The sequence below is a fragment of the Tumebacillus flagellatus genome (genome assembly GCF_000714935.1).
Taxonomy (GTDB): Bacteria; Bacillota; Bacilli; order Tumebacillales; family Tumebacillaceae; genus Tumebacillus; species Tumebacillus flagellatus.
Map to the genome: position 1 here is coordinate 44469 of NZ_JMIR01000012.1, position 22043 is coordinate 66511.

The 22043-nt window shown below is 57.3% G+C and carries 23 protein-coding genes and 1 riboswitch; of the genes, 4 read left to right on the forward strand and 19 right to left on the reverse strand.

What is annotated here, in order from left to right; all coding sequences use genetic code 11:
- The first annotated feature begins 30 nt into the window (after positions 1 to 30).
- Positions 31 to 1344, forward strand: a complete 1314-nt coding sequence (locus tag EL26_RS09675; protein WP_038087481.1) for a helix-turn-helix domain-containing protein — start codon at positions 31 to 33, stop codon at positions 1342 to 1344.
- A gap of 80 nt (positions 1345 to 1424) precedes the next feature.
- On the opposite strand, the gene wecB is transcribed toward EL26_RS09675, so the two are convergent.
- From wecB to EL26_RS09770, 19 genes are all read right to left on the reverse strand, one after another.
- Positions 1425 to 2567, reverse strand: a complete 1143-nt coding sequence (wecB, locus tag EL26_RS09680) for a non-hydrolyzing UDP-N-acetylglucosamine 2-epimerase (protein ID WP_038087484.1) — start codon at positions 2565 to 2567, stop codon at positions 1425 to 1427.
- 21 nt (positions 2568 to 2588) lie between these two features.
- On the reverse strand, positions 2589 to 3218 hold the full coding sequence (upp, locus tag EL26_RS09685; RefSeq protein WP_038087488.1) for a uracil phosphoribosyltransferase: 630 nt from the start codon (positions 3216 to 3218) through the stop codon (positions 2589 to 2591).
- 118 nt (positions 3219 to 3336) lie between these two features.
- Positions 3337 to 4602, reverse strand: coding sequence for a serine hydroxymethyltransferase (locus EL26_RS09690; RefSeq protein WP_038087490.1), 1266 nt, complete (start codon positions 4600 to 4602; stop codon positions 3337 to 3339).
- Positions 4603 to 4679: 77 nt separating this feature from the next.
- Positions 4680 to 5237, reverse strand: coding sequence for a TIGR01440 family protein (locus tag EL26_RS09695; RefSeq protein ID WP_038087494.1), 558 nt, complete (start codon positions 5235 to 5237; stop codon positions 4680 to 4682).
- On the reverse strand, positions 5231 to 5701 hold the full coding sequence (gene rpiB / locus EL26_RS09700) for a ribose 5-phosphate isomerase B (protein ID WP_038087496.1): 471 nt from the start codon (positions 5699 to 5701) through the stop codon (positions 5231 to 5233). Before rpiB ends, EL26_RS09695 begins: the two co-directional genes overlap by 7 nt.
- A 22-nt stretch (positions 5702 to 5723) precedes the next feature.
- Positions 5724 to 5978 (reverse strand): hypothetical protein, encoded by a 255-nt coding sequence (locus EL26_RS09705; RefSeq protein ID WP_038087499.1) that lies wholly within the window; start codon positions 5976 to 5978, stop codon positions 5724 to 5726.
- 144 nt (positions 5979 to 6122) lie between these two features.
- Positions 6123 to 7160 carry an AAA family ATPase gene (locus EL26_RS09710; RefSeq protein WP_038087500.1) on the reverse strand — a complete coding sequence of 346 codons (1038 nt, stop codon included), beginning with the start codon at positions 7158 to 7160 and terminating at the stop codon, positions 6123 to 6125.
- A gap of 118 nt (positions 7161 to 7278) precedes the next feature.
- Positions 7279 to 7974, reverse strand: a complete 696-nt coding sequence (locus EL26_RS09715) for a low molecular weight protein arginine phosphatase (RefSeq protein WP_038087503.1) — start codon at positions 7972 to 7974, stop codon at positions 7279 to 7281.
- 102 nt (positions 7975 to 8076) lie between these two features.
- Positions 8077 to 9045 (reverse strand): 2,3-diaminopropionate biosynthesis protein SbnB, encoded by a 969-nt coding sequence (sbnB, locus tag EL26_RS09720; protein WP_038087506.1) that lies wholly within the window; start codon positions 9043 to 9045, stop codon positions 8077 to 8079.
- A gap of 23 nt (positions 9046 to 9068) precedes the next feature.
- Positions 9069 to 10034, reverse strand: a complete 966-nt coding sequence (gene sbnA, locus EL26_RS09725) for a 2,3-diaminopropionate biosynthesis protein SbnA (protein WP_038087509.1) — start codon at positions 10032 to 10034, stop codon at positions 9069 to 9071.
- 220 nt (positions 10035 to 10254) lie between these two features.
- Positions 10255 to 10833: a manganese efflux pump MntP gene (locus EL26_RS09730; RefSeq protein ID WP_038087512.1), complete on the reverse strand. Its 579-nt coding sequence runs from the start codon at positions 10831 to 10833 to the stop codon at positions 10255 to 10257.
- A 125-nt stretch (positions 10834 to 10958) separates the two neighbouring features.
- Positions 10959 to 11279 (reverse strand): hypothetical protein, encoded by a 321-nt coding sequence (locus EL26_RS09735; RefSeq protein ID WP_193789834.1) that lies wholly within the window; start codon positions 11277 to 11279, stop codon positions 10959 to 10961.
- 147 nt (positions 11280 to 11426) lie between these two features.
- Positions 11427 to 11837, reverse strand: coding sequence for an NAD-binding protein (locus EL26_RS09740; protein WP_038087515.1), 411 nt, complete (start codon positions 11835 to 11837; stop codon positions 11427 to 11429).
- 55 nt (positions 11838 to 11892) lie between these two features.
- Positions 11893 to 12051, reverse strand: a riboswitch (cyclic di-AMP (ydaO/yuaA leader).
- Between the two features lie 82 nt (positions 12052 to 12133).
- Positions 12134 to 13183 (reverse strand): L-threonylcarbamoyladenylate synthase, encoded by a 1050-nt coding sequence (locus tag EL26_RS09745; protein WP_038087518.1) that lies wholly within the window; start codon positions 13181 to 13183, stop codon positions 12134 to 12136.
- 78 nt (positions 13184 to 13261) lie between these two features.
- Positions 13262 to 13762 carry a GNAT family N-acetyltransferase gene (locus tag EL26_RS09750; protein ID WP_038087520.1) on the reverse strand — a complete coding sequence of 167 codons (501 nt, stop codon included), beginning with the start codon at positions 13760 to 13762 and terminating at the stop codon, positions 13262 to 13264.
- A 384-nt stretch (positions 13763 to 14146) separates the two neighbouring features.
- Positions 14147 to 14803, reverse strand: coding sequence for a stage II sporulation protein R (spoIIR, locus tag EL26_RS26440; RefSeq protein ID WP_420802061.1), 657 nt, complete (start codon positions 14801 to 14803; stop codon positions 14147 to 14149).
- Between the two features lie 231 nt (positions 14804 to 15034).
- Positions 15035 to 15925 carry a peptide chain release factor N(5)-glutamine methyltransferase gene (gene prmC, locus EL26_RS09760; RefSeq protein ID WP_038087522.1) on the reverse strand — a complete coding sequence of 297 codons (891 nt, stop codon included), beginning with the start codon at positions 15923 to 15925 and terminating at the stop codon, positions 15035 to 15037.
- A gap of 9 nt (positions 15926 to 15934) precedes the next feature.
- Positions 15935 to 17011 carry a peptide chain release factor 1 gene (gene prfA, locus EL26_RS09765; protein ID WP_038087524.1) on the reverse strand — a complete coding sequence of 359 codons (1077 nt, stop codon included), beginning with the start codon at positions 17009 to 17011 and terminating at the stop codon, positions 15935 to 15937.
- Positions 17012 to 17036: 25 nt separating this feature from the next.
- Entirely contained in the window at positions 17037 to 17930 is an 894-nt protein-coding gene (locus EL26_RS09770) for a DUF1385 domain-containing protein (protein WP_038087527.1), read from the reverse strand.
- 139 nt (positions 17931 to 18069) lie between these two features.
- Between EL26_RS09770 and EL26_RS09775 the strand changes: the two genes are divergently transcribed.
- Genes EL26_RS09775 through EL26_RS09785 form a run of 3 tightly spaced genes read left to right on the forward strand, consistent with a single transcriptional unit; the run spans position 18070 to position 22012 of the window.
- Entirely contained in the window at positions 18070 to 19689 is a 1620-nt protein-coding gene (locus tag EL26_RS09775; protein ID WP_052036205.1) for a spore germination protein, read from the forward strand.
- Positions 19686 to 20882, forward strand: a complete 1197-nt coding sequence (locus EL26_RS09780) for a GerAB/ArcD/ProY family transporter (RefSeq protein ID WP_038087529.1) — start codon at positions 19686 to 19688, stop codon at positions 20880 to 20882. Before EL26_RS09775 ends, EL26_RS09780 begins: the two co-directional genes overlap by 4 nt.
- Complete coding sequence (locus EL26_RS09785; RefSeq protein WP_038087532.1) at positions 20879 to 22012, forward strand: Ger(x)C family spore germination protein; 1134 nt, start codon at positions 20879 to 20881, stop codon at positions 22010 to 22012. Before EL26_RS09780 ends, EL26_RS09785 begins: the two co-directional genes overlap by 4 nt.
- Positions 22013 to 22043 lie beyond the last annotated feature (31 nt).

Below are 22043 nucleotides of genomic sequence, written 5' to 3' on the forward strand. Positions count from 1 at the left end.
CAATGTCGCTTTGAAAAGAGGAGAGTCACGATGAACTACTTGACCCTTGGCCAAAAACTACGACTCAAACGCAAAGAACTCAACCTCACTCTCAAAGACGTCGCTGGAGACTATATTTCGACTGCTACCCTGAGTCTCGTCGAGCGTGACATGCAAGTCCCGTCGGAGGACTTGCTGCGCTACTTGGCGGATCGGTTGCAGACTCCCTATACGTACTTCCGGGAGACTCCAGAGGAAACTTTGAACCGCAGGGCCAAGACTCTTCTCGCAGAAGCCGAAGTACTCCTCACCCGCAAGCGCTACGGGATGGCCGCCCGTTTTGCGGAGGAGATCTTGGAAGATGCGAAAGAATTGAAGCTCATGCATCTGATCGGGCAGAGTTCCTTGTTGCTGAGCCAAGTCGCGTTGGAAAAAGGCGAAACCCACAAGGCGAATCAATATCTGTTCGAAGCGCAGTCGGCCACGATCATGGCAGGCAACGAAGAACTGCTTCCGAACATCTACTACCAGTTCGGCCTCGTGTCGTTCCGCCAGATGTTCTACTCGCAAGCGCTTGATTACTTCAAGCAAGCCGAGCAGACCGAGTGCAAAACGATCGAGGACGATCTCAGCCGCAAAATTCTCTCGATGATCTCGCAAACGTACCACAAGCTCGGGCAATACGACCAAGCGCTGCACTACGCGGAGAAGACCCGCGATCTGGTTGCCCGCTTAAACAACTTGGAAGCGTACGCGGAATCGCTGATCATGCTGGGCGCGTCCTACCGCGAGAAAGACCAGTACGACCAAGCGTTCTCACTGTTCCAAGAAGCGCAGCGCCTGCTTCACCAAGTGGACGCGCAACAAGAACTCTCGACGATCTCGTACAACCTCGCGTCCCTGTTCGTGAAGACCGGGAACTTGGAAGAAGCGAACCGCCACTATACGGACGCGATCGACCAGAAGTTGAACCACCAAGACCCGAGCGTCGTTTCCACGTCGCTGGAGCATGTGGAGACGCTGATTTTGGCCGGCGAAATCGACAACGCGATGGAGCGTCTGGAGAACGCGCTCCGCTTGCTCGACCAGTTCGGCGTCGAGGAAGAGCGCGCCCGCGCGCTTGCGTTGCGCTACCAGCTCTTGCACCTGACCGGCAAGTCCCAAGAAGGCCGCGCCGCACTGGAAGAGAGCTTGACGTTGACCCGCAAGTTGCCGTTCCCGAAGCGCGTCGCCGACACGCTCGTCCGCCTCGGGCGCATCTGCGCAAACTCCGGTGATGCGACCACTGCGACCTTGCTGTTTGCGGAAGCGCTCGCCGTGTACGAAAACTGCGGTCTCATCTTGGATCGGCTAACAGGCGTCTGAGAGGATCGCTATCGTAAACCCTAGCAAAAAGACCCCCTGCCATGCGGCGGCGGGTCTTTTTTTGCTTGGATTTGACATGCTTAGACGGTAAATTCGCTCGGCTTCTCTGCGCGGCCGAAGTGGTAGAGGATCGCTTGGACGATGCGCTCCGACGCCAGGCCGTCCCCGTACGGGTTCGCCGCCACCGCCATCTTGCGGTGCGCTTCTTCGTTGGTCAGCAGTTCATGCGCGAGGTTGTAGATCACGTCTTGGTCGGTGCCCGCCAGCTTCAGCGTGCCCGCTTCGATGCCTTCCGGACGCTCCGTGGTGTCGCGCAGCACGAGCACCGGAACGCCGAGCGACGGCGCTTCTTCTTGGATGCCGCCGGAGTCGGTCAGAATCAACGTCGCGCGCGACATGAAGTTGTGCGTGTCGAACACGTCGAGCGGGTCGATCAAGTGGATGCGGTCGTGTCCGCCGAGAATCGCGCGCGCCGGTTCTTGCACCGCCGGGTTCAGATGCACCGGGTAGACCAGCACGACATCGGGGTGCTCTTCGACCAGACGGCGGACGGCGGTGAAGATGTTGTGCATCTTCTCGCCCAAGTTCTCGCGGCGGTGCGCCGTCATGAACACGAGGCGTTGGCCGTCTTGAATCCCGTCCAGAATCGGGTGGGTGTATGTATCGCGTACGGTGGTCTTCATCGCGTCGATCGCCGTGTTACCCGTGACGAAAATCCGCGCTTCCGGCTTGTGTTCTTGCAAGAGGTTGGCTTTGGACATCTCGGTCGGCGCAAAGTGCAAATCCGCCATAACGCCGGTCAGCTGACGGTTCATCTCTTCCGGGAACGGCGAGTATTTGTCATACGTGCGAAGGCCGGCTTCGACGTGACCGATGGCGATCTGTTGGTAAAAAGCGGCCAAGCCCGCCACAAACGTCGTCGACGTGTCGCCGTGCACGAGCACGATGTCCGGTTTCTCTTCTTGCAGGACTTTTTCCAATCCGGCCAGCGCTTTGATCGTGACGCCGGTCAAGGTTTGGCGCGGCTCCATGATGTCGAGGTCATAGTCCGGCGTGATCTCAAACAGATGCAGCACTTGGTCGAGCATCTGGCGGTGCTGGGCGGTGACGCACACTTTGGAGTGAATTTGCTCCCCTGCGTTCTCCAGCGCTTTGACCAGCGGCGCCATCTTGACGGCTTCCGGTCGGGTGCCAAACACGGTCAATACACGAATCGGTTCCATAGTCTGTATCGCTCTCCTCTGTTACTTCGTGCCAAACAGGCGGTCGCCCGCGTCGCCGAGGCCCGGCGTGATGTACCCGTGGTCGTTCAAGCACTCGTCCACAGCCGCCACGTAGATGTCCACGTCGGGGTGCGCTTGCTGAACGGTCTCGATGCCTTCTGGAGCGGCGATCAAGCACATCAGCTTGATGTTCTTGGCTCCGCGTTGTTTCATAAACGTGATCGCAGCCGCTGCCGAGCCGCCCGTGGCGAGCATCGGATCGACGGTAATCAAGTCGCGCTCTTCAAGATCGGTCGGAAGTTTGCAGTAGTACTCCACCGGCTGGAGCGTCTCCGGGTCGCGGTAGAGGCCGATGTGACCGACCTTGGCGCTCGGAATCAAGTTCAAGATGCCGTCGACCATGCCAAGACCTGCGCGCAAAATCGGCACGATGCCGAGTTTTTTGCCGGCGAGGACTTTGGTGGTTGCGGTTGCGACCGGCGTTTGAATCGTGGTTTCCTCCAGGGGCAGGTCGCGTGTGGCTTCATACGCCATCAGCATCGCGACTTCCTCAACCAGTTCGCGGAATTGCTTCGTTCCGGTCTCGGTGCTGCGGATGTAAGTCAATTTATGTTGGATCAGTGGGTGATCAAAAACGTACACTTTGCCCATGAGCCGTCTCCCCTTTGCTGTTTCGTCTCGTCCATTATAGCAAAACCTTTCTCGAATCCCAAAAGAGACCCGCCACGCATCTTGGCGCGTTGGGTCTCCTCTGTCCCGCTGAGGGGTCTTAGAGATAGGTCAAGCCTTCGTACATCGGGAATTTGTCGCACAGCGCGTTCACGCGTTGGCGCGCTTCTTCCACTTTCGCCGCGTCGTCGCGGTGTTTGAGCGCGAGTTCGAAGATGTCGGCGATCTCCACCATCGCCTGTGCATCAAAACCGCGGGACGTTGCCGCCGGGGTGCCGATGCGCACGCCCGACGTGACAAACGGAGACGCCGGGTCGAACGGGATGGTGTTTTTGTTCGTGGTGACGCCGATTTCGTCAAGCAGATGTTCCGCTTCTTTGCCGGTCAGACCGAGGTTGCGCACGTCCAGCAAGATCAAGTGGTTGTCGGTGCCGCCGGAGACCAGCGTGAAGCCGCGCTCGGTCAGCGCGCCCGCGAGCGTTTGCGCGTTGTCGACGACCGCTTGGATGTAGTCTTTGAAGTCCGGTTGCAACGCTTCGCCGAAGGAGACGGCTTTGGACGCGATGACGTGCATCAGCGGTCCGCCTTGGATGCCCGGGAAGATCGCTTTGTCGATTTGCTTTGCGTATTGCTCTTTGCACAGAATCAAGCCGCCACGCGGGCCGCGCAGGGTTTTGTGCGTGGTGGAAGTGACGAAATCCGCGTACGGAACCGGAGACGGATGGTGACCGGTGGCGACGAGACCGGCGATGTGCGCCATGTCGACCATCAGGTACGCGCCGACTTCATCGGCGATTTCACGCAGTTTCGGGAAATCGATGACACGCGGAAACGCAGAAGCGCCGGCGACGATCATCTTCGGTTTGTGTTCCAGCGCGAGGGCGCGGACTTTGTCATAGTTGATTTGGTGCGTATCTTCTTCGACGCCGTACGGGACGAAGTTGTAGTATTGGCCGGAGATGTTCACGGGGCTGCCGTGAGTGAGGTGGCCGCCGTGCGAGAGGTTCATGCCAAGGACGGTGTCGCCCGGTTTCAAGAACGCGAAGTAAACAGCGGTGTTCGCGTTGGCGCCGGAGTGCGGCTGGACGTTGGCGTGCTCGGCGTTGAACAGTTTCTTCACGCGGTCGCGGGCGATGTCTTCCACGACGTCGACGTATTCACAGCCGCCGTAGTAGCGCTTGCCCGGATAGCCCTCGGCGTACTTGTTGGTGAGCACGGTACCCATCGCTTCCATGACAGCTTTGGAGACGAAGTTTTCAGACGCAATCAGTTCGATCTTCGAACGTTGGCGGCCCAGTTCGCGTTCAATGGCTTCTGCGACTTCGCGGTCGATTTCGTTCAACGTATGAGACAGGTGGTTTTTCATCCTCGGTTTTCTCTCCTTTTAAACGCTGTTTCCGAACATTATAACATATAGGACGGGAAATAGTTCGTACTTTCCAGTCAATCGAGAACGTAAATGGCCCGTGCCCCACCGATCAGTTTCGGGCGGGTTTTCGCCATCGTGACATGCGCTTCGCCGATCGTGCGCAGGGTCGGACGAACCGGCACGGCGACCGGGCGCAAGTGCATGCCGATCAACGTGTCCCCGATGTCGATCCCGGCGTGGGCTTGGATCGATTCGACGAGGACGGGCTGATGCAGAGCTTTGTAGGCGGTCGACGCCGTTTGACCGCCCGCCGTCGGGACGGGGATGACGGTCACTTCCTCCAAGTGAAACGCTTTCATCGTGGCTCGCTCGACGACGAGGGCGCGGTTTAAGTGTTCGCAGCATTGGAAGGCGACGTGGAAGTTGTATTTCTGACGAGCCTCCAGCACGGCGGCGACGATTTGCGCCGCCGCTTCGGCCGACCCGGCGGTGCCGATTTTGCGGCCGACGACTTCGCTGGACGAGCAGCCGATGACGACGATGGAGTCTTCCTCAAGCGTCGTGGAAGCGGCGAGGTCGTCGAGGACTTGGAGGGTTTGTTGCTTGAGGAGGGGAAAGTCTGCCTCTAGCATCCGGACACGCCTTCTTCCTGGCCGTAGCGTTTTTCGATGTCGGCGATTTTGTCGAGGCGTTTCTGGTGGCGGCCGCCGGAGTAGTCGGTGGTCAGCCACAGTTCCACGATGTCGTCCGCCAAGCCCGGGCCGATGACGCGCGCGCCCATCGCCATGACGTTGGTGTCGTTGTGCTCGCGGGTGGCTTTGGCGGAGAAAGTATCATGGAGCAGGGCGCAGCGGATGCCGGGGACTTTGTTGGCGACGATCGACATGCCAAGTCCGGTGCCGCAGACGAGAATGCCGCGGTCAAACTCGCCGTTCGCGACGGCTTCCGCGACTTTGATCCCGTAGTCCGGGTAGTCGACCGATTCCTCGGAGTAGGTGCCGAAGTCGTGAAACTCCAAGCCCATCGCGTCCAGTTTCTTTTTGACAGATTCCTTCAAAGAAAAGCCGCCGTGGTCGGCTGCGATTGCAATTTTCATGGGTGTCGGGCCTCCTTGGGGGTTAGAGAATGGCGATCTCGAACTTTTTGAGAATCCTGAGCAGTTCGCGCGGAGGATTGTCTTTGGCGATGAGGGCCAATTCGAGTGCGAATTCTTGCTTGGGTTTCTTTTTTCTTGAGTAGGCAGGCAGTCTTCCTACCATCCGCTCGTATAAGATTTCCCGAAGCAACACTTTTCCATTAATCCAGCGGTGAACACCGCTCATCGTGCGGCAGATGACTTGCAGTTCCTGTGCGTGGGCCTCCCACTTTTGCAAAAAGCCCTCTAAGTCGTCGCGGAAAGGGATTCCTTCAAAACGAGCGGCGATTTCGACCCGGATGTCTTGGGGTCTACGATGGGGACTTTGTCAAAATACACGGTTTTCAGAAAGTTCACGTGAGAAAAAGTTTTTGGTAGCCGCTCATGATGTCGACTCCCTCAGCAGGTCATCAAGTTCCACGACTTCACTTGGCAATACGCTGTCTGCGATGGCTGGGGATTGCGTGGTGAGAATGAACTGCGCGTTTTTGGATTGGCAGAGATTCGTGAGCGTGCTGACGAAGATTTTTTGCCAGACGGGGTGCAGATGTAACTCAGGTTCGTCGATGAGGATGAGACTTCCTTCACGAATGTTTCGCAGGATTTCGCCGATGAAGAGGACGATTTGTTTCTCGCCGGAACTGAGGGCGTCGAGGGTCATGGTTTTTTGGGTAGTCAAGTCGGTGACTTCCACACGGTAGTCGTCGCCGACGTCGGTGATCGCTTTGCCTTCAAGGAAGCGGTTGACGAGATCGGCGAATTCTTGGAATTTGGAAGGGGCGGTTGGGTTTTTACGTCTGTCTCGCAAGTTCTTGTGGAATTCCCAGACAAGGTAGCTTTCCAAGGAGCCTTTCCACTCGCTGTGCTCTTGGTTGTAGCGGTACGCCCAGCGGAATTGAGGTGCTTCGTTTGATATTTCGCCTTCGAGGTCAAATCTTGAATTCCGGTTAGTCGGGAAGTAGAGTAGATTGCCGATATTCAGGTCATCATCTAGCCCAGAAACTGCGTCCGTAATCAAAGATAACAAATCTCGCCCTGATAGGTTGTAAGAGAATCCTGGTGCCCCTAATTCATTATCAAAACTTACCCACGCAACTTCCTGTGACAAATCCGGAGATCGTCGCCCTCCCGTTGCAAGTTCGACCTGCTTCGTCTGAAGTTCTGATACAGAAATCTCTAATTGAAGGGTTGCTCTTGCAGGACTAAATATAGATTGATCCGCAGATTCGATCCCAGCGTGCTTTGTTTCTAGCAACGAAACAACCGTAAAAACACTCTCCAAAAACGTCGTCTTCCCCGACCCGTTTTTCCCGACGATGACATTTCTGTCCCGCACTTTGTTCTTCACAGGATCAACAAAGTCGATCTCCAACTCCCCGATCCCCTTCACGCCTTGCAGATACGCCCTTCTCAGTTTCATACCTTCACCTCCCGTACAGTTCTGCTCCCTCCAGTATATCCTACCAACCCCTCCAATAGAAAAGCCCCGCCATCACTTTTCAGCAAAAACGGGGCCGGCAACTACCGCTAAAAACAGCCTACAGCTCTTCCTTCAACCGCACCACCAGTTTATCGAGCGCGATTTCCAGTTCGCGTGCGGTTTGTTCGTAAACGGGGAGGTCGCTGCCGTACGGGTCGGCGATGTCGTAGTCGGGGAGTTTGGAGGCGAGTTCCATCATCTTCTCCGCTTCTGCTTGCACGGACTCCTCCAGCCGTTGCTGCAGCGCCGCCAACTCGGCGTCCACCGTCGGATCTTGCCCGCCGGAATCCGCATAGCGCTGCTGCAACGAATCCAACTCGTCCGCATGCTCCGCCATGAACAGCGCTTGCTTGGTCTGCGCTTCCGCTTGCAGTTCGTCCATCATATCCAAGATCTTCACGCTCTCCGGGTCGTCGTCGACGAACTCCTTCAATTGGAACGTTTTCTCCAGCGCATCAAAGTGGCGCTCCAAAATCGCCCGCTTGTGCGATTGCGACATCGTCAAAATCAAATCCGCCCAGCGCACCAACTCGTCGTCCAGCGGCGTCGCCATGTGCGCGTCCCCGTCCAAGCCCTGCGCGGTCAACACGTGCTTCGCGCCCTTGCTCGCCGGCTGCCCCGCAAACGCGGCAATCCCCGCCGAGCGCACTTCCACTTCATTCTCCAAACCTGCCGCCGCCAAGCGCTTTCTCATCAACGGCTCGGCCATCGCGCTGCGGCAGGTGTTTCCCGTGCAGACAAACAACAAATTCATGTGTCTCCTCCTCTGCGTTCCATGTCTTTCCTCTAGTATAATCAAAAAGAGACCTGACCGCACGCGCGGCCGGGTCTCCTTTTTTCAGGACTGTCTCTGGTTCTAGTCTTCGAGCAATGTGCCGACGCCGTTTTCCATCGCGTAGTCGTAGTAATAACGCGCAACCGCCACGTCAAACACCGCCATGCCCATCGGGTTGAAAATCACCGCTTCGTCGAGGTTGTAGCCCTTGAGCGCTTCTTTGCACACCACGTCGACGATCGACTTCGTGTCTTCTTCGCGCAGCCCGCGTTCCTTGTGCATCAGTTCGATGTCGGTGTTCTCACGGCAGACTTCTTCCCAATCGTCGACGACGATGTTGCGGGTGTAGTCGAGGATTTCCGGTTTGAAGTCGCGCAGGGAGACGTTCAGCAACAGCGCGCCCGTTTTCGGCTTGCGGTCGATGTAGCCGCCCGCCGAGACGGTGCAGGTGATGAACACGTCCGCGTCGTCATACGCCGCTTCGTACGAATCGACGATCTCCACGCGGTCTTGGATCGCTGCCGGGATGAACTCGGTCTTCACGCCGCCGATGTCGTAGAGGCGCACTTTGGCGATTTTGTCACCGAGCACCGCCGTGACCATTTCCAAATGCAACTGGCCGATCGGGCCGAAGCCGATGATGCCGACCGTGACGTTTGCAAGCGGTTTCACTTCTTCGTACTTTTTGATCACCAGCCCCGTCACGGAAGCGGTTCGGATGCCGGAGACGTACGCGGTGTTGAACACGGCCATCGGTTTGCCGTTGTCCGCTTGGTTCAAAATCGTCACCGAGTGCGCGCGCTGCACGCCTTGCTGGATGTTTTTCGGGAAGGAAGCGATCCACTTGATCCCCGCGACGTTGACGTCGCCGCCGCAGAACGCCGGCATCGCGATGATGCGGTTGGACATGTCACGGTAGCGCAGGTACGGCTTGACCGGTTGCGCGAAATCGTTGTTCCCGAGGCATTTCACCGCGTCCTCAATCACGGAGATCGTTTGGTTCCAGTTGATGCCGATGGATTGCAGATCCTTCGTGTTTAAATACAACATGGGGCGTTGTCTCCTCTCTTGTCTTACAGGGTTTGAACCGAGTTTTTCTCCCGCATCTCCTGCACCCATTGCGGGTTGTACACCGTGTCGGCATACGGCGTGCCGCCGTCCGGACAGAGAAACACGACGTTGGGGCGTTTTTCAAACACTTTGTCTTTGAAATACTGTTGAATCGCGTAGTACGACGTACCCGACGACCCGCCGCCGAAGATGCAGTGGTCTTCAAACAGCTGGTAGCAACCGGTGATCGTGTCGACTTCTTCGACGTGCACCACTTCGTCGATCACGGCCTCGCGCAGAATCTGCGGCACCATCGAAGAGCCGATGCCGGGGATGTAGCGTTTCTTCGGCGGGGTGCCGAAGATGACCGACCCGACGCTGTCGACCGCGACGATGCGCACGTTCGGGAACTTGTCCTTCAGACGGCGCGACACACCGGAGATCGTCCCGCCGGAAGACACGCCGATAAACGCGTAGTCCAATTCCTCAAAATGATCCGCCAACTCTGCGCCCAACCCGTTGTAGTGCGCGTTGAAGTTGTCGATGTTGGCGTATTGGTTGGTCCAAAACGAGTTCGGAATGCTCTCCAACAGATCGTTGACGCGCTGCACACGCGTGAGCAAAAAGCCGCCCGTCTGATCCCGCTCTTCGACTTTCTCCACGCGATAGGACAACGAACGCAACAAGTTCTCGTAACTCGGGTTGATGTTGGGATCGATAACCGGGATAAACTTGATCCCCAGTCGCTTGCAAAGCGTGGCGAGCGCAATCCCGAAGTTCCCCGACGACGACTCGATGACGGTGGTATCTTGGTTCACCCGCCCGGATTCAATCGCGGACTTCAAGATGTAATAAGCCGGGCGGACTTTCACGCTGCCCATCAAATTGTGAAACTCCAGCTTGGCATACAGATCGACGGTCGGATGTTCCAAGTGCACCAACGGCGTCCGACCGATATAGTTCCCGATCGATGTCAGCTTCTCCATCATGGCGCTTCTCTCCCCGATTGAAAAAGTGTGGTCCGGCAATGTAGCAATGTCATATAAGATCATAACCCCAATATTAAATGCGCGTCAAGAAAAATGCATTTATATTTGCAAGACTCTAATTATGTTTAAAATAACATCATTCAAAGAATGACTTTTACTTCACCACAGCCAAAACGACGGAGGATCCCCCCGTCGTTTTGGCGTGACACTCCTGATTTCATTAGAACAAGAATTTCAGACCGAACGCGATCAGCACCCCGCCGCCGATCACCTCGCCGTATTCGCCGAACAGATGCGAAACGCGGCCGCCGACGGCAAGACCCAAGGCGGCCAGAAGGGCGCCGCAGATGCCAAACAACGTGACGGCCAGCGCGATGTTGGCTCCGAACGTGCCCAGCGAAAAACCGACCGACAGCGAGTCCAGCGAGACGGACAACGCAAATAAAAACAGCCCGATCCCGCTCGTGCGCGCCGCCGCTTTGGAGTCGGCCGGCTCGTCCCTGTCCTGGCCGAACAGAGAGTTCCAAATCATCTGCCCGCCAAGCCCGATCAAGAGCAGCGCGCCCACCCAGCGCGTGACGTCTCCGATGATGCTGGACAGATACAGCCCGACGACCATGCCCAAAAGCGGCATGAAGACATGGAACACGCCGATCGTGCCGGAGATGCGGGCGATCTCATGCGTGCGCAGCCGGAGCATCCCCATCCCAAGTCCCAGGGAGAACGCGTCCATGCCCAGAGCCAGTGCCATGATCAAGAGTGTCATGAACTCGCCGTTATGTAGAAGTATGTTGCTCATTGGCCACCCTCCCCCGGTTGTCCTTGCTAGAACATGTCTATGCGCGTCCTTCAAAAAAAAAACCTCGGACTCCGCTGGGGGAATCCGAGGTTTCTTTTTTCATGCGCTTGTGTGGCCAGCCAGACTTACCAGAAGAGGCCGCGGCGGAAGCCCAACCCGCCGCCGAATCCAACGCCCGCTCCGACGCCGATGCCCGCGCCGTAGCCAAACCCGGCTCCGTAACCGAGACCGCCAAAGCCTCTGCCAAAACCAAACCCTGCGCCGTAGCCGATGCCTGCACCGTAGCCAATGCCTGCGCCGTAGCCAAACCCTGCTCCGTAACCGAGGCCGCCGCCGTAACCGAATCCCGGATAGAACACTTGCTCGGCTTGAACGTTGTGCGCTTGCTTTTGAACTTTCTTCGGGAGCGGCTTGCGGGTGATGCTTTTCACGTTCTTGCGTTTCATTCTTCGCTGCCACCTGCCTGTCTTGGATTTGCTATATCCTATGGAGGCTCTCCCTGTTTGGTGTGGACGAACGTCCAATTGCACAAAAAAGACCGCCCGGATCGGACGGCCCTGCTTGGTGCGAGGTTTGATTACGAATGTTTCTGCTTATGCGTGTTGCGCATAGAGCACGCGCAACGAGTCCCGGTTCCAACGGCGGACGCCGACAACACGATCCGCCCCGAGAGCGCGGTACGCGCGCATGAAACTTTGGTTCTGCGCGACGACGACGACTTTCTGGATGCCCGCTTGTTTGAGCGCTTGCACGATCAGCGCGCTCTCCAACCATGCGCCCTCAAACACGACGGCGGTGTCGCAGTTCTTAACCGCTTCGTTTTGAATGACGTCCGACTTGTGATGTCCGACCCGGATGACGGGGGCGTCCACCTCGAATTCGCGCAGAAACTGTGTCGTCTGCACGCAGTAGTCGAGGATGGAACACTCGACACCGAGTTGTTTCATGGTGGTGATAAACGGAATCGCAGCTTCATCCATCGTCACAACGAGACATTGTTTCATGCTGAATGCACCTCTTTATCCAATGAAGTATTGGACAACAAGAACAGAGGTCAGCGACCTCTCTCGCAGCAGCTTACGAAGTTAGCTGACGGGTTAGGGTGGCAAGAGAGAATCTTCACCCCTTCTGCCTGACGCACGGCAGAACTCACCCCAAATAGATTGGGTCCTCCGCTTCACGCCCATCTCAGGTGCGCGAACTCAGCTGTTGTGTGTTGTGTTGTCTGCTTCCATTATACACGTTCCACTGGGAGAAGATGAAGCGCTTTCATGCCCATTTTTCCGGCAATTCCGCCGCTCTAGCTGAAGATCACCCGATGTCCCGCCGCTTTTCGCAACCGGTTCATCACGGCAAGCCCCACGCCCTCCTCGGAATAGGTTTGTGCGTAGATCAACTCCACGCCGTGGTGGTCGAACGTGCGGATCGCATCATAGAGGCGCGACGCCACCGTGGAGAGGTCATGGCGCGAACCCGCTTCCAAAATCACCGCGCCCTCCTCTTCGGAAAAAACGGAACGAAACGCGTCCGCGTCTTCTGCCGCGGCGAGGATGCCGACTTTCTTTCCGTCGTGTCGGGCGGCACGTGCCAGTTCGACGATCTTGTCGACGTCGTGCTCCCCTTCGATGAGGAACATCGTGCCTTTGGGGGCATAGTGCGTGTATTTGACGCCTGGCGATTTCGGGGCGATGCCCGCATCGCTCAGCGCCGGGTCGATGCCGACGGGGCCGAGCAGCTCTTGGAGCATCTCGCGGGTGATGCCGCCGGGACGGAGGATCATCGGCTTGTCCCCGGTGACGTCGAGCACAGTGGACTCCACGCCCACGCCCGCCGCTCCGCCGTCAACGACGCCCGCGATGCGCCCGGAGAGGTCTTCCAGCACATGCGCGGCGGTCGTCGGGCTGGGGCGGCCGGACGAGTTGGCGCTCGGAGCCGCCAGCGGAATGCCCGCCAGCGCAATCAATTGCAGCGCGGTCTCATGGTCGGGCATGCGGATGCCGACCGTGTCCAGCCCCGCCGTCACAGCGCTCGGCACGCGGTCGGTGCACGGCAAAATCAACGTGAGCGGCCCCGGCCAAAAACGCTCCATGCAGAGCTTCGCTTTCTCCGGAATGTGCGTCACCAGCTGCGAGATGTCTTCCAAGCGGGCGATGTGGACAATCAGTGGATTGTCGGACGGCCGGCCCTTGGCTTCGTAAATTTTCTTCACAGCTTCGGGGTTGAGCGCGTTGGCGCCCAATCCGTACACCGTCTCGGTCGGAAACGCGACCGTCTGCCCCTCCCGCAACAACTGCGCGGCCCGTTCAAGGTCTTCTCGATTGGTATGAAACACGTGTGTCTCTCTGTTCATTGGAATCCCTGCCCATCTGCTTTGTCCTATCCAGTATAGGCAATGTGAAGAGAAATTCCAACGTAGGAACGTTTGTTCCTAGTTACCCACAATATCCACATGCCCATGTGGATAAGTTGTGGACTTATACGCATGCACCATCGCGGTGATCTCTTGTCCCTCATACGCCAAGAACGATGGCGACTGACTTATGCAAGCGGGAAGAGCGTCCGCCTCCACTGTGGAAAACCCCATGTGGATAAATAGGTCAATTCCTGTGGATTTTGTGAATAAGTACAACGCCATCAGTTCTTTCGTCTCCGCATACGCAAAAAACAGCCGCAGCAACTCCATGCCCATCTTGGCTTGCAGAGTGCTGTTTTCCAGAACAAGCGAACGCATGAGCCCGTACAAACGTTCGTGTTCAGTGTAAATCTCCAAGCCTACGGTGCCCACGATCTTTCCTTCGTTCGGGTTTTCAACAGCGAGGTAGTTTTGGATGTGATCGCCGAGACCGGCTGTGGACAACCCGGCGGTTGTGAGCAACTTGTGGATGGGGGCGAAGTCTTGCAGGGTGGCTTGACGGATGATCAGACTCATGAGGGCTCCTCCTCGTATCGGTTTTCTATCAATCTATGCCGATGGCACGATTGATAGAATCAAAAAAGCCCCCACTTTCGCCTGTGCCTAAGCTTGTGCCTAAGCTTGTGCCTAAGCTTGTGCCTAAGCTTGTGCCTAAGCTTGTGCCTAAGCTTGTGCCTAAGCTTGTGTCTGTGCTTGTGCCTGCGCTGGGACAGGCAGGGTGCGGCTACCCAGCGACTTTGAAAACATTCTTTTTTCCATTCGACGGTTTTACCTATTCAAAAAAAAGGAATTTTTCTCAGGAGCAGGGGAGCTGTACCCTGCCGGTCCCGACCACCAACCCAGCCGACCCCCCAAAATAAAAAAGCCCGCCCCCACCCGGAGACGGACTGTCAACCAAACCTATGCAAAAATCTCATGCCACCACTCACAAATCTTATCGAACAGAGCAGACCGAACCTGTACTTCCTTCTCGGAGCCGTCTGCGGAATCTTTCACATCGACGGTGGCAATCGGAGCGGGTTGTGCGGACTTATGTTCTTCCATATCCTTCGGCTTCACCTCTTCACTGCCGGAAGCCGAAGCCGAAGCCGAAGCCGAAGCCGAAGCCGAAGCCGAAGCCGCATCCCCATTCGCCATATCCACAAAGCACAGCGGCGGGAACAACACGCACCACCAATTCTGCCCGGCCGCCGCGCCGATCTGAATGCGGAGAGCCTCATAATCCCCAGCCGGGTACACCTGATCCCCGTACAACTTCGTCGGAAACGGCACATTGCCGTAATCGGTGCGCACCGGATACTGATACCCTTCCGCCGCGATCACCTTCTTTGCAATCGCGTTCATCTCCGGCACATGCTGCGAGATGGTCTTGCGGATCTCCTCATGATCCTTCAACCCACGAATCTCATTTGCGACGGCGACAATCACTTGATCGCGGACATCGCGTTTGAGCTGTTGGTCAGCCGGGTCGTCGCTGTTGGCGATGATGCGCAGGCGAATGGCGTCGCTCGGAATCACGTCGGAAGCGTCGTCTTCCGCCGAGACAACCGGAACCATCGCCACCTCTTGAGCGCGGACCGCTTGCTGTACATACCCGCCCCCCGTCAGCAACATCGAAACCGCCAGCGTAACCAGAACCAGACCTTTTCTCATGAGTAGTCATCCCTCTCTCGTAGTCTCTCAACCGCTTCTGATAGACAGTATGGACGAGACCTGAGAGGTCTAAACCTATCACTCCAAAAAAACTAGCAAAAAAATAAGAGACTCGCGACCTTCACGTAACTGCCGCTACCTCCGCACGCCCCAAATCACGCGCCCAATCCCTTGCCAATCGGGCAAGATCCCGGTCTCAAGCGTATCAGGAGCAACGGCAGCCGCCCCTTCTGCAATCATCTTCTCCACCCACACATCCTGATGAATCCCCACCTCATACGCCACATAAGCGGGCCCGTCCTCCGGCCACAACCGAGGAAGCGCGGCAGAGAGGACACGATACGGATACATCCCGTCCGGCCCGCCGTCCAATGCGAGGAGGGGTTCATGCTCGCGAACTTCCGCATCGAGCTCCTCGCAATCCGCCGTCGGGATATAGGGCGGATTCGAGACCAGTATGTCCGGACGAATCCCCCGCTCCAACAGCGGCGTCACCAAATCCCCGTGCAAAAACTCCACATTCGCGCCCAACCGAGCGGCGTTCTCCCGAGCAACCGCCAACGCCTCTTCCGAAATGTCGACGCTAAACACCTGCGCCCCTTCCCATTCCAGAGCCGCAGTCACCGCGATCGCACCGCTCCCGCTCCCAATATCCGCAATCACCACCGGCCCTTTTTTCCCGGCAAACAGAGGCTTCTGCTTCAACACTTGCTCAATCAACAGCTCCGTCTCCGGTCTGGGAATCAGCACAGCGGGATTCACCAAAAACTCGCGGCCGTAAAACTCCGTCGACCCGACCAGGTACTGCAACGGCTCCTGCTCCCCCCGCCGCTTCACCAACTCGTCAAAAACGGCCCGCTTCCCCTCCGGAAACGGATCATTCCACACCAACAGCATGCGCGTCTTATCAATCCCCAGCACATGCTGCACCAACACCTCTGCATTAAATTGGGGCGAGCGAATCCCCTGAGAATCAAAGAAACGGGAAGCCCCCATGAGGACTTCCCGTATAGACAGAGCAGGCATCAATTTGCCTTACGCCTCTTCGTTCTGCGCTTTCAACGCTTCGGTGCGCTCGTGCATATGCAGGGTGTTGATGATTTCGTCCAGGTCGCCCGCCAGAACGTAATCCAACTTGTGCAAAGTCAAGCCGATGCGGTGATCGGTGACGCGGGATTGCGGGTAGTTGTAGGTTCGGATGCGCTCCGAACGGTCGCCCGTCCCGACTTGCGACTTGCGGGCCGCGGCGCTCTCCGCCTGTTGACGTTGCAGTTCGAGCTCGAACAAACGCGCGCGCAGGACCTTCATCGCTTTGTCTTTGTTCTTGATCTGCGACTTCTCGTCTTGGCAAGACACGACCGTGCCGGTCGGAATGTGCGTGATGCGAACGGCGGATTGCGTCGTGTTGACCGACTGCCCGCCCGGACCGGAGGAGCAGAACGTGTCGATGCGCAGGTCTTTCTCATGAATTTCCACTTCCACGTCCTCCGCTTCCGGCAGAACGGCAACCGTCGCCGTGGAGGTGTGGATGCGGCCGCCGGATTCCGTCGCCGGAACGCGTTGCACGCGGTGAGCGCCGGATTCCCACTTCAGCTTGGAATACGCGCCCTTGCCGTTGATCGAGAACACCATCTCGCGGTAGCCGCCAAGTTCGGTGTACGACACGTCGATGACTTCAGTCTTCCACCCTTGACGCTCCGCGTACGCGGTGTACATCTTGAACAGGTCGGTCGCAAACAGCGCCGCTTCGTCGCCGCCGGCCGCGCCGCGAAGTTCGACGATCACGTTCTTGTCATCGAGAGGGTCTTTGGGCAGCAACAGGATCGTGAGTTTTTCCTTCAACACTTCTTCGCGCTCGGACAGTTCGGAGATCTCCATCTTGACGAGATCGCGCATTTCATCGTCGAGCTTCTCTTCCAGCATCGCTTTCGCATCGGCGAGTCCGTTGAACACGTCCTTGTACTCGCGGAATACCGCGACGATCTCTTCGAGATCGGACTGTTCCTTCCCGTACTGGCGCAATTTCGCCGGATCGCTGGCGACCGCCGGGTCGCACAGCCACTCGCTCAGTTGATTGTATCGGTCTTCAATTGATTGCAACTTGTCGATCATGGTCTTCCCTCACCTCTTCTATAAGTTACGCGGTTAACGTGGATTCTGCTTCCTGCTTCTCTACCAAGACCGCCTGCACAGAGGCGATCGCCACTTCCAGCATCGAGTCATCCGGCTCGCGGGTCGTCAAGCGCTGCATCAGCATGCCGGGCGACACCAGCCACGCCACACAGCGGTTCGTGGAGTTGCCCGACCAGCGGATCAACTCGTAGGAAAGCCCGGCGACCACCGGCATCAGCACGATTCGGTAGATCATCATCTCCCAATGGGACATGCCTTGCTTGGAGAAAAACGAGAACAAGATGATCGAAATCACCATGACGAATAACAAAAAGCTCGTCCCGCATCGCTTGTGAATCATCGTGTGGCGGCGCACGTTCTCCACCGTCAACTCTTCACCCGCTTCAAAACAGTTGATCGTCTTATGCTCTGCGCCGTGATACTGAAACACCCGCTGAATGTCTTTCATCCGCGAGATCAACCACATATACGCTACAAAGATCACAAGGCGCATCACGCCTTCGATCGCAGCAAACGCCGTGCCGGTCGCACCGCTGGTTATCCATTTCGCAATATAGAGCGGGGCGAGAATGAACAGCGCCACACCAAACCCCAGCGAAAAGATCATCGTCAAGACCATCTGCCAGTTGGAGAGTTCCTCCCCCTCTTCGTCGATGGACAGGTTGGCGGACTTGTTCAGCGCTTGGTAGCCGATAAACGTCGACTCAAACAGCACCGCGGTGCCCCGTACGAGCGGCAGGGCCAAGAACTTGAATCGCTGCGTCCAGGGAATGCGCACTTCAGACTCCACATGGATCGAGTTGTCAGGCTTGCGGACGGCGACAGCGACCTTGTCTCCACCGCGCATCATGACCCCTTCCATAACGGCCTGACCACCGATATACAATTGCGGTTCCATCTTGAAAAACCCTCCTCCCGATATCTCTCTATAACAGTCTAATTATAGTACAGCTCCCCCCCTCCGTCAAAATCTCATAAAATGGTTCGGATAAGCAGACAGTAACGGATAAGAAGAAGCCAATGGAGGGGGGTGCCGGATGAACAAGCTCTTGCAAACCATCATGAAAAAACTTCATCGACGCCCGAAAACTCCGCCCGTGAACCCGCCGACGCCCAACATCCCGAAGCGGCAGATCGGCTCCTATAAGGACGACGTCCAAGAGCTGCAAGCGAGCTTCCAAGGCTGCGACGACGTGAAGATCCGCGAACTGACGCCGGGCAAGATCACCGACTGCCCCGTCGCCGTCGCCTACATCGAATCCCTGATCAAAATCGACTGGATGGAATTTGCCTACTCGCAAATCCAAGCGTTAACCGACAAACCGGAACACCTGCGGCCTAACGAAACCTCGGGCTCCATGGAAATCGTGATGCTCAAAACGATCAAAGAAGCGGTCTCCTACGTCCTCGACGGCTGGACCGTTTTCATCGTGGAAAAAACCAACAAAGCCTACGCGGTCAACACCTACTTTCCGCCGATGCGCAACGTCGAGCGCTCCGAGACGGAAACGGTCATCCTCGGCCCGCAAGAAGCGTACACCGAGTCGATCCAAATCAACCTCTCGCTGTTGCGCAAACGGCTGAAGTCGACCGACCTGAAGATCACTTTCACCCGTGTCGGCCGCTATAACAAAAAATTCGTCGCCATCGCCTGGCTGGAGAGCATCGCGCCCAAGGAGTTCGTCGAATCGGTGCAAGCGCGCATCGAAGCGATCGACATCGACAACTTGACGGACGCCGGGGATTTCGCCCAGCTGATCGACGACAACCCCTATTCGCCGTTTCCGCAATATCACATGACGGAGCGCCCGGAGCGCATCGTCTCGCACCTGTGCGACGGCAAAGTGGCGATCTTCAACGACGGCAGCCCGTTTGTACTCTCCGGACCCGCGTCGTTCATCGAGTTCTTTCAGTCCTCCGAGGACTATGACAACCGCTGGTTGAGCGCTTCGGTCATCCGCACCCTGCGCTTGATCGGTGTCTTGATCTCGATTTCGCTCTCCGCGCTCTACGTCGCCGTCGTGACGTTTCACTACCAACTGATTCCGACCAACATGCTCGTGCCTTTGACCGAGTCTAGATCGCGCGTGCCGTTTCCGCCGCTGTATGAAACCCTGTTGATGGAAACCACCATCGAGCTGTTGCGCGAGGCGGGCGCCCGCTTGCCGACCAAAGTCGGGCAAACGATCGGCATCGTCGGCGGTATCGTCATCGGACAAGCGGCGGTCACCGCCGGTCTTACGTCCAACATCTTGATCATCTCCGTCGCGCTCTCCACCGTCGCTTCGTTTATCACGCCCAGCTACATCATGTCATCGGCGTTGCGCGCCATCCGCTTCCCGCTGATCTTGCTGGCGGGGATGTGGGGGTTGTACGGCATGTTTATCGGGTATCTGTTGATGGTGATTCACTTCCTGCGCCTCTCGTCGCTTGGCAGTCCGTATCTGGTGCCGTTTGCTCCGCTGCGCTTGATCGACTGGAAAGACACCTTCTTGCGGGCGCCGATTCCGTTTATGAAATACCGCCCGACCCACAACGCCCCCAAAAACAGCCAGCGCATGCCTTTTCAAAACGAGACGACCGCGCCTGCCGTCTCCCCGAGCGCGACGCCGGATGAAATCAACGAAAACGCGAGCGATGGGAGTGATTCCAAGTGACGCAACAACAGGAACAGCAACAACAAAAGCAACTGCAAAAACCCTCCGCCGTCCAAACGGACGAACACAAGCGGCGCTCCCTGGGCTTTCTCGAGATGATGTTCCTCGTGCAAACCGTCCAAGTCGGCATCGGCCTGTTCAACTTGCCGCGCGTCGTCGTGGAAGAAGCGGGACACCCCGGCTGGATCGCGGTGCTGATAGCCGGCGTCGCGGCTCACATAGCGATCTGGATTTGCATCCTGCTCACCCGGCGCTTTCCCGATCTGGACCTCTACGGAATGTTGACCCGCGTGTACGGCAAATGGATCGGTTGGTTTTTCGGCGCGGTGTTCATGCTCTATTGCGTGGCGATGTCCGCTCTGGTGGGGCGTACCTATGTGGAAGTCGTCCAACTCTGGATGTTTCCTACCACTTCAACGAACATGTTTTACCTGCTCCTGCTCCTCCCGTGCTTTTACGCCGCCACCGCCGGCCCGCGCGTGCTGGCGCGTTTGGCAACATTGGTGTTTTTCGCCACTTCGTGGATGCTGTTGCTCTTGATCGCGCCGGCAAGGCAAATCACGTGGGACTACTACTTCCCCATCTTCTTCAACACAACGCTCTGGGACCTCACGCGCGCCGCTTGGAAAGTCGGCGCTTCCATGGTGGGATTTGAACTGTTGCTGATCTTCCACACCTTCGCCAAGGACAAGAAAAAAACGTTGAAAGCCGCGTCGTTCGGCAACGGGATCACCGTCTTCATCTACCTGCTCGTCACGCTCGTCTCCATCGGCTTCTACTCGGCCGGTCAGATCATCAAAGTGCTCTCGCCGACCTTGCATATGTTTCAGATCGTGGAGCTGCCGTTGATTGAGCGGATCGAACACATCGGCATCTCCACATGGTCGTTTCTGATCGTCAACACCGTCTGCACCTATCTGTGGGCGGGCGGACGGTTTCTCTACACGTTTGGCAAGTGGAGCGAGCCGGTTTGCGTGCTGATGCTTTTCCCGCCGGTCTTCCTGATCGGGATTATGGGGCGGGACGTATTCTTCCTGACCAAATTCGAACTCTACCTCGGCACGATCGGCGGGCTGATGTCCACGGTGATGCCGCTGTTCTTGTTGCTGAGCGCCATGATCCTGCGCAAGCGAGGCGGGACCTCCGCTCCGCCCGCGCCTCCAGAAGATTCGCAGGAGGTGTCGGTGTCATGACGACTCTCTTTTGGAAAAAACGCCCCCGTCCGCTGCTCTTGGCGCTGGCGTTGTCGGTCGGCGTCACCGGGTGCGCCCGGCCCTACATCCTCGAAGACCTCGGCATGGAACTGACCGCCGGCTACGACCTCACCGACAACGGCAAGCTCTTGGTCACGTACTCCCTGCCGAACATCGGAGCCGGCGAACAGGAAAAAACGATCATCATCTCCTCCAAGGGAGACCTCTCCAAGGAAGCCCGCGAGAACGTCGGCCTTGCCACCGACCGTCAGATCGTCTCCGGGCAGTTGCGGGTGGCGGTGTTTTCCGAGCACTTGGCGCGCAAAGGAATCTGGCATGTGCTCGACACCTTGATGCGCGACGTGAACATCACCAAAACGATGGTGCTCTGCGTCTCGGACGGCAATGCGGGAGACCTGATGAAGAGCAAAGCCCCCACCCGCCCGTCCAGCGGCCGCTATCTCTACGAACTCTTGCAAAAATCGCAAAAAAACTACGCCGTCCCGAAAACGACGATCCAAGACTTCGAACGGATCTACTACGACCAAGGTGCCGACCCGATGATCCCGTACGTGCGTCTGGAAAACGGCACGATCATGGCGGCAGGCACGGCACTGTTTCGTAACGACCGCTTCGTCGGCTCCCTCTCTCCCGAAGAGACCAAGATGATGCTGCTCTTGCGCGGCGGAGGACAGGGCGGCGACATCAAACAAACCCTGCACACCAAGGGCCAAGACAACCTCCAAGACCAAGTGATGCTGACGTTTGTCACCGCCAAACGCAAAGCCAAACTGGAGATGCAGAACGGGCGTCCGCACATCACGTATGACGTGAAAGTCTCCGGGCAGATCATCGAATACTCAGGTGACGAAGACCTCACCGATGACAAAATCGCTCAGAAGATCGAAAAACAGATCGAAGACGGTCTCAGCACCCGCATCAAAGACCTGATCAAGCAGTTCCAAACGAAATACCACGTCGACCCGCTCGGCCTCGGCACGAAGATCCGCGCCGCCAACCTCTACCCGAACGATCCGTGGACGTATGACCTCTGGCGCAAATCGTATGAGAGCGCCAAAATCGACGTCAACTTCAAGCTGCGCATCATCCGCACCGGCATCACCCGCTAGCTTTCACATGCACAACAAAAAACGGAGCCGC

What these genes read in the sequence shown, in the direction of transcription:
- EL26_RS09675 (WP_038087481.1), top strand. Translation starts at nt 31, where the DNA reads ATGAACTACTTGACCCTTGGCCAAAAACTACGACTCAAACGCAAAGAA.
- EL26_RS09735 (WP_193789834.1), bottom strand. Translation starts at nt 11,279, where the DNA reads ATGAAACGCAAGAACGTGAAAAGCATCACCCGCAAGCCGCTCCCGAAG.
- EL26_RS09695 (WP_038087494.1), bottom strand. Translation starts at nt 5,237, where the DNA reads ATGCTAGAGGCAGACTTTCCCCTCCTCAAGCAACAAACCCTCCAAGTC.
- rpiB (WP_038087496.1), bottom strand. Translation starts at nt 5,701, where the DNA reads ATGAAAATTGCAATCGCAGCCGACCACGGCGGCTTTTCTTTGAAGGAA.
- EL26_RS09690 (WP_038087490.1), bottom strand. Translation starts at nt 4,602, where the DNA reads ATGAAAAACCACCTGTCTCATACGTTGAACGAAATCGACCGCGAAGTC.
- EL26_RS09785 (WP_038087532.1), top strand. Translation starts at nt 20,879, where the DNA reads ATGACGACTCTCTTTTGGAAAAAACGCCCCCGTCCGCTGCTCTTGGCG.
- EL26_RS09730 (WP_038087512.1), bottom strand. Translation starts at nt 10,833, where the DNA reads ATGAGCAACATACTTCTACATAACGGCGAGTTCATGACACTCTTGATC.
- prfA (WP_038087524.1), bottom strand. Translation starts at nt 17,011, where the DNA reads ATGATCGACAAGTTGCAATCAATTGAAGACCGATACAATCAACTGAGC.
- EL26_RS09740 (WP_038087515.1), bottom strand. Translation starts at nt 11,837, where the DNA reads ATGAAACAATGTCTCGTTGTGACGATGGATGAAGCTGCGATTCCGTTT.
- spoIIR (WP_420802061.1), bottom strand. Translation starts at nt 14,803, where the DNA reads ATGGTTCCGGTTGTCTCGGCGGAAGACGACGCTTCCGACGTGATTCCG.
- wecB (WP_038087484.1), bottom strand. Translation starts at nt 2,567, where the DNA reads ATGGAACCGATTCGTGTATTGACCGTGTTTGGCACCCGACCGGAAGCC.
- EL26_RS09770 (WP_038087527.1), bottom strand. Translation starts at nt 17,930, where the DNA reads ATGGAACCGCAATTGTATATCGGTGGTCAGGCCGTTATGGAAGGGGTC.
- EL26_RS09750 (WP_038087520.1), bottom strand. Translation starts at nt 13,762, where the DNA reads ATGAGTCTGATCATCCGTCAAGCCACCCTGCAAGACTTCGCCCCCATC.
- EL26_RS09710 (WP_038087500.1), bottom strand. Translation starts at nt 7,160, where the DNA reads ATGAAACTGAGAAGGGCGTATCTGCAAGGCGTGAAGGGGATCGGGGAG.
- EL26_RS09745 (WP_038087518.1), bottom strand. Translation starts at nt 13,183, where the DNA reads ATGAACAGAGAGACACACGTGTTTCATACCAATCGAGAAGACCTTGAA.
- sbnB (WP_038087506.1), bottom strand. Translation starts at nt 9,045, where the DNA reads ATGTTGTATTTAAACACGAAGGATCTGCAATCCATCGGCATCAACTGG.
- upp (WP_038087488.1), bottom strand. Translation starts at nt 3,218, where the DNA reads ATGGGCAAAGTGTACGTTTTTGATCACCCACTGATCCAACATAAATTG.
- EL26_RS09775 (WP_052036205.1), top strand. Translation starts at nt 18,070, where the DNA reads ATGAACAAGCTCTTGCAAACCATCATGAAAAAACTTCATCGACGCCCG.
- sbnA (WP_038087509.1), bottom strand. Translation starts at nt 10,034, where the DNA reads ATGATGGAGAAGCTGACATCGATCGGGAACTATATCGGTCGGACGCCG.
- EL26_RS09715 (WP_038087503.1), bottom strand. Translation starts at nt 7,974, where the DNA reads ATGAATTTGTTGTTTGTCTGCACGGGAAACACCTGCCGCAGCGCGATG.
- prmC (WP_038087522.1), bottom strand. Translation starts at nt 15,925, where the DNA reads ATGCCTGCTCTGTCTATACGGGAAGTCCTCATGGGGGCTTCCCGTTTC.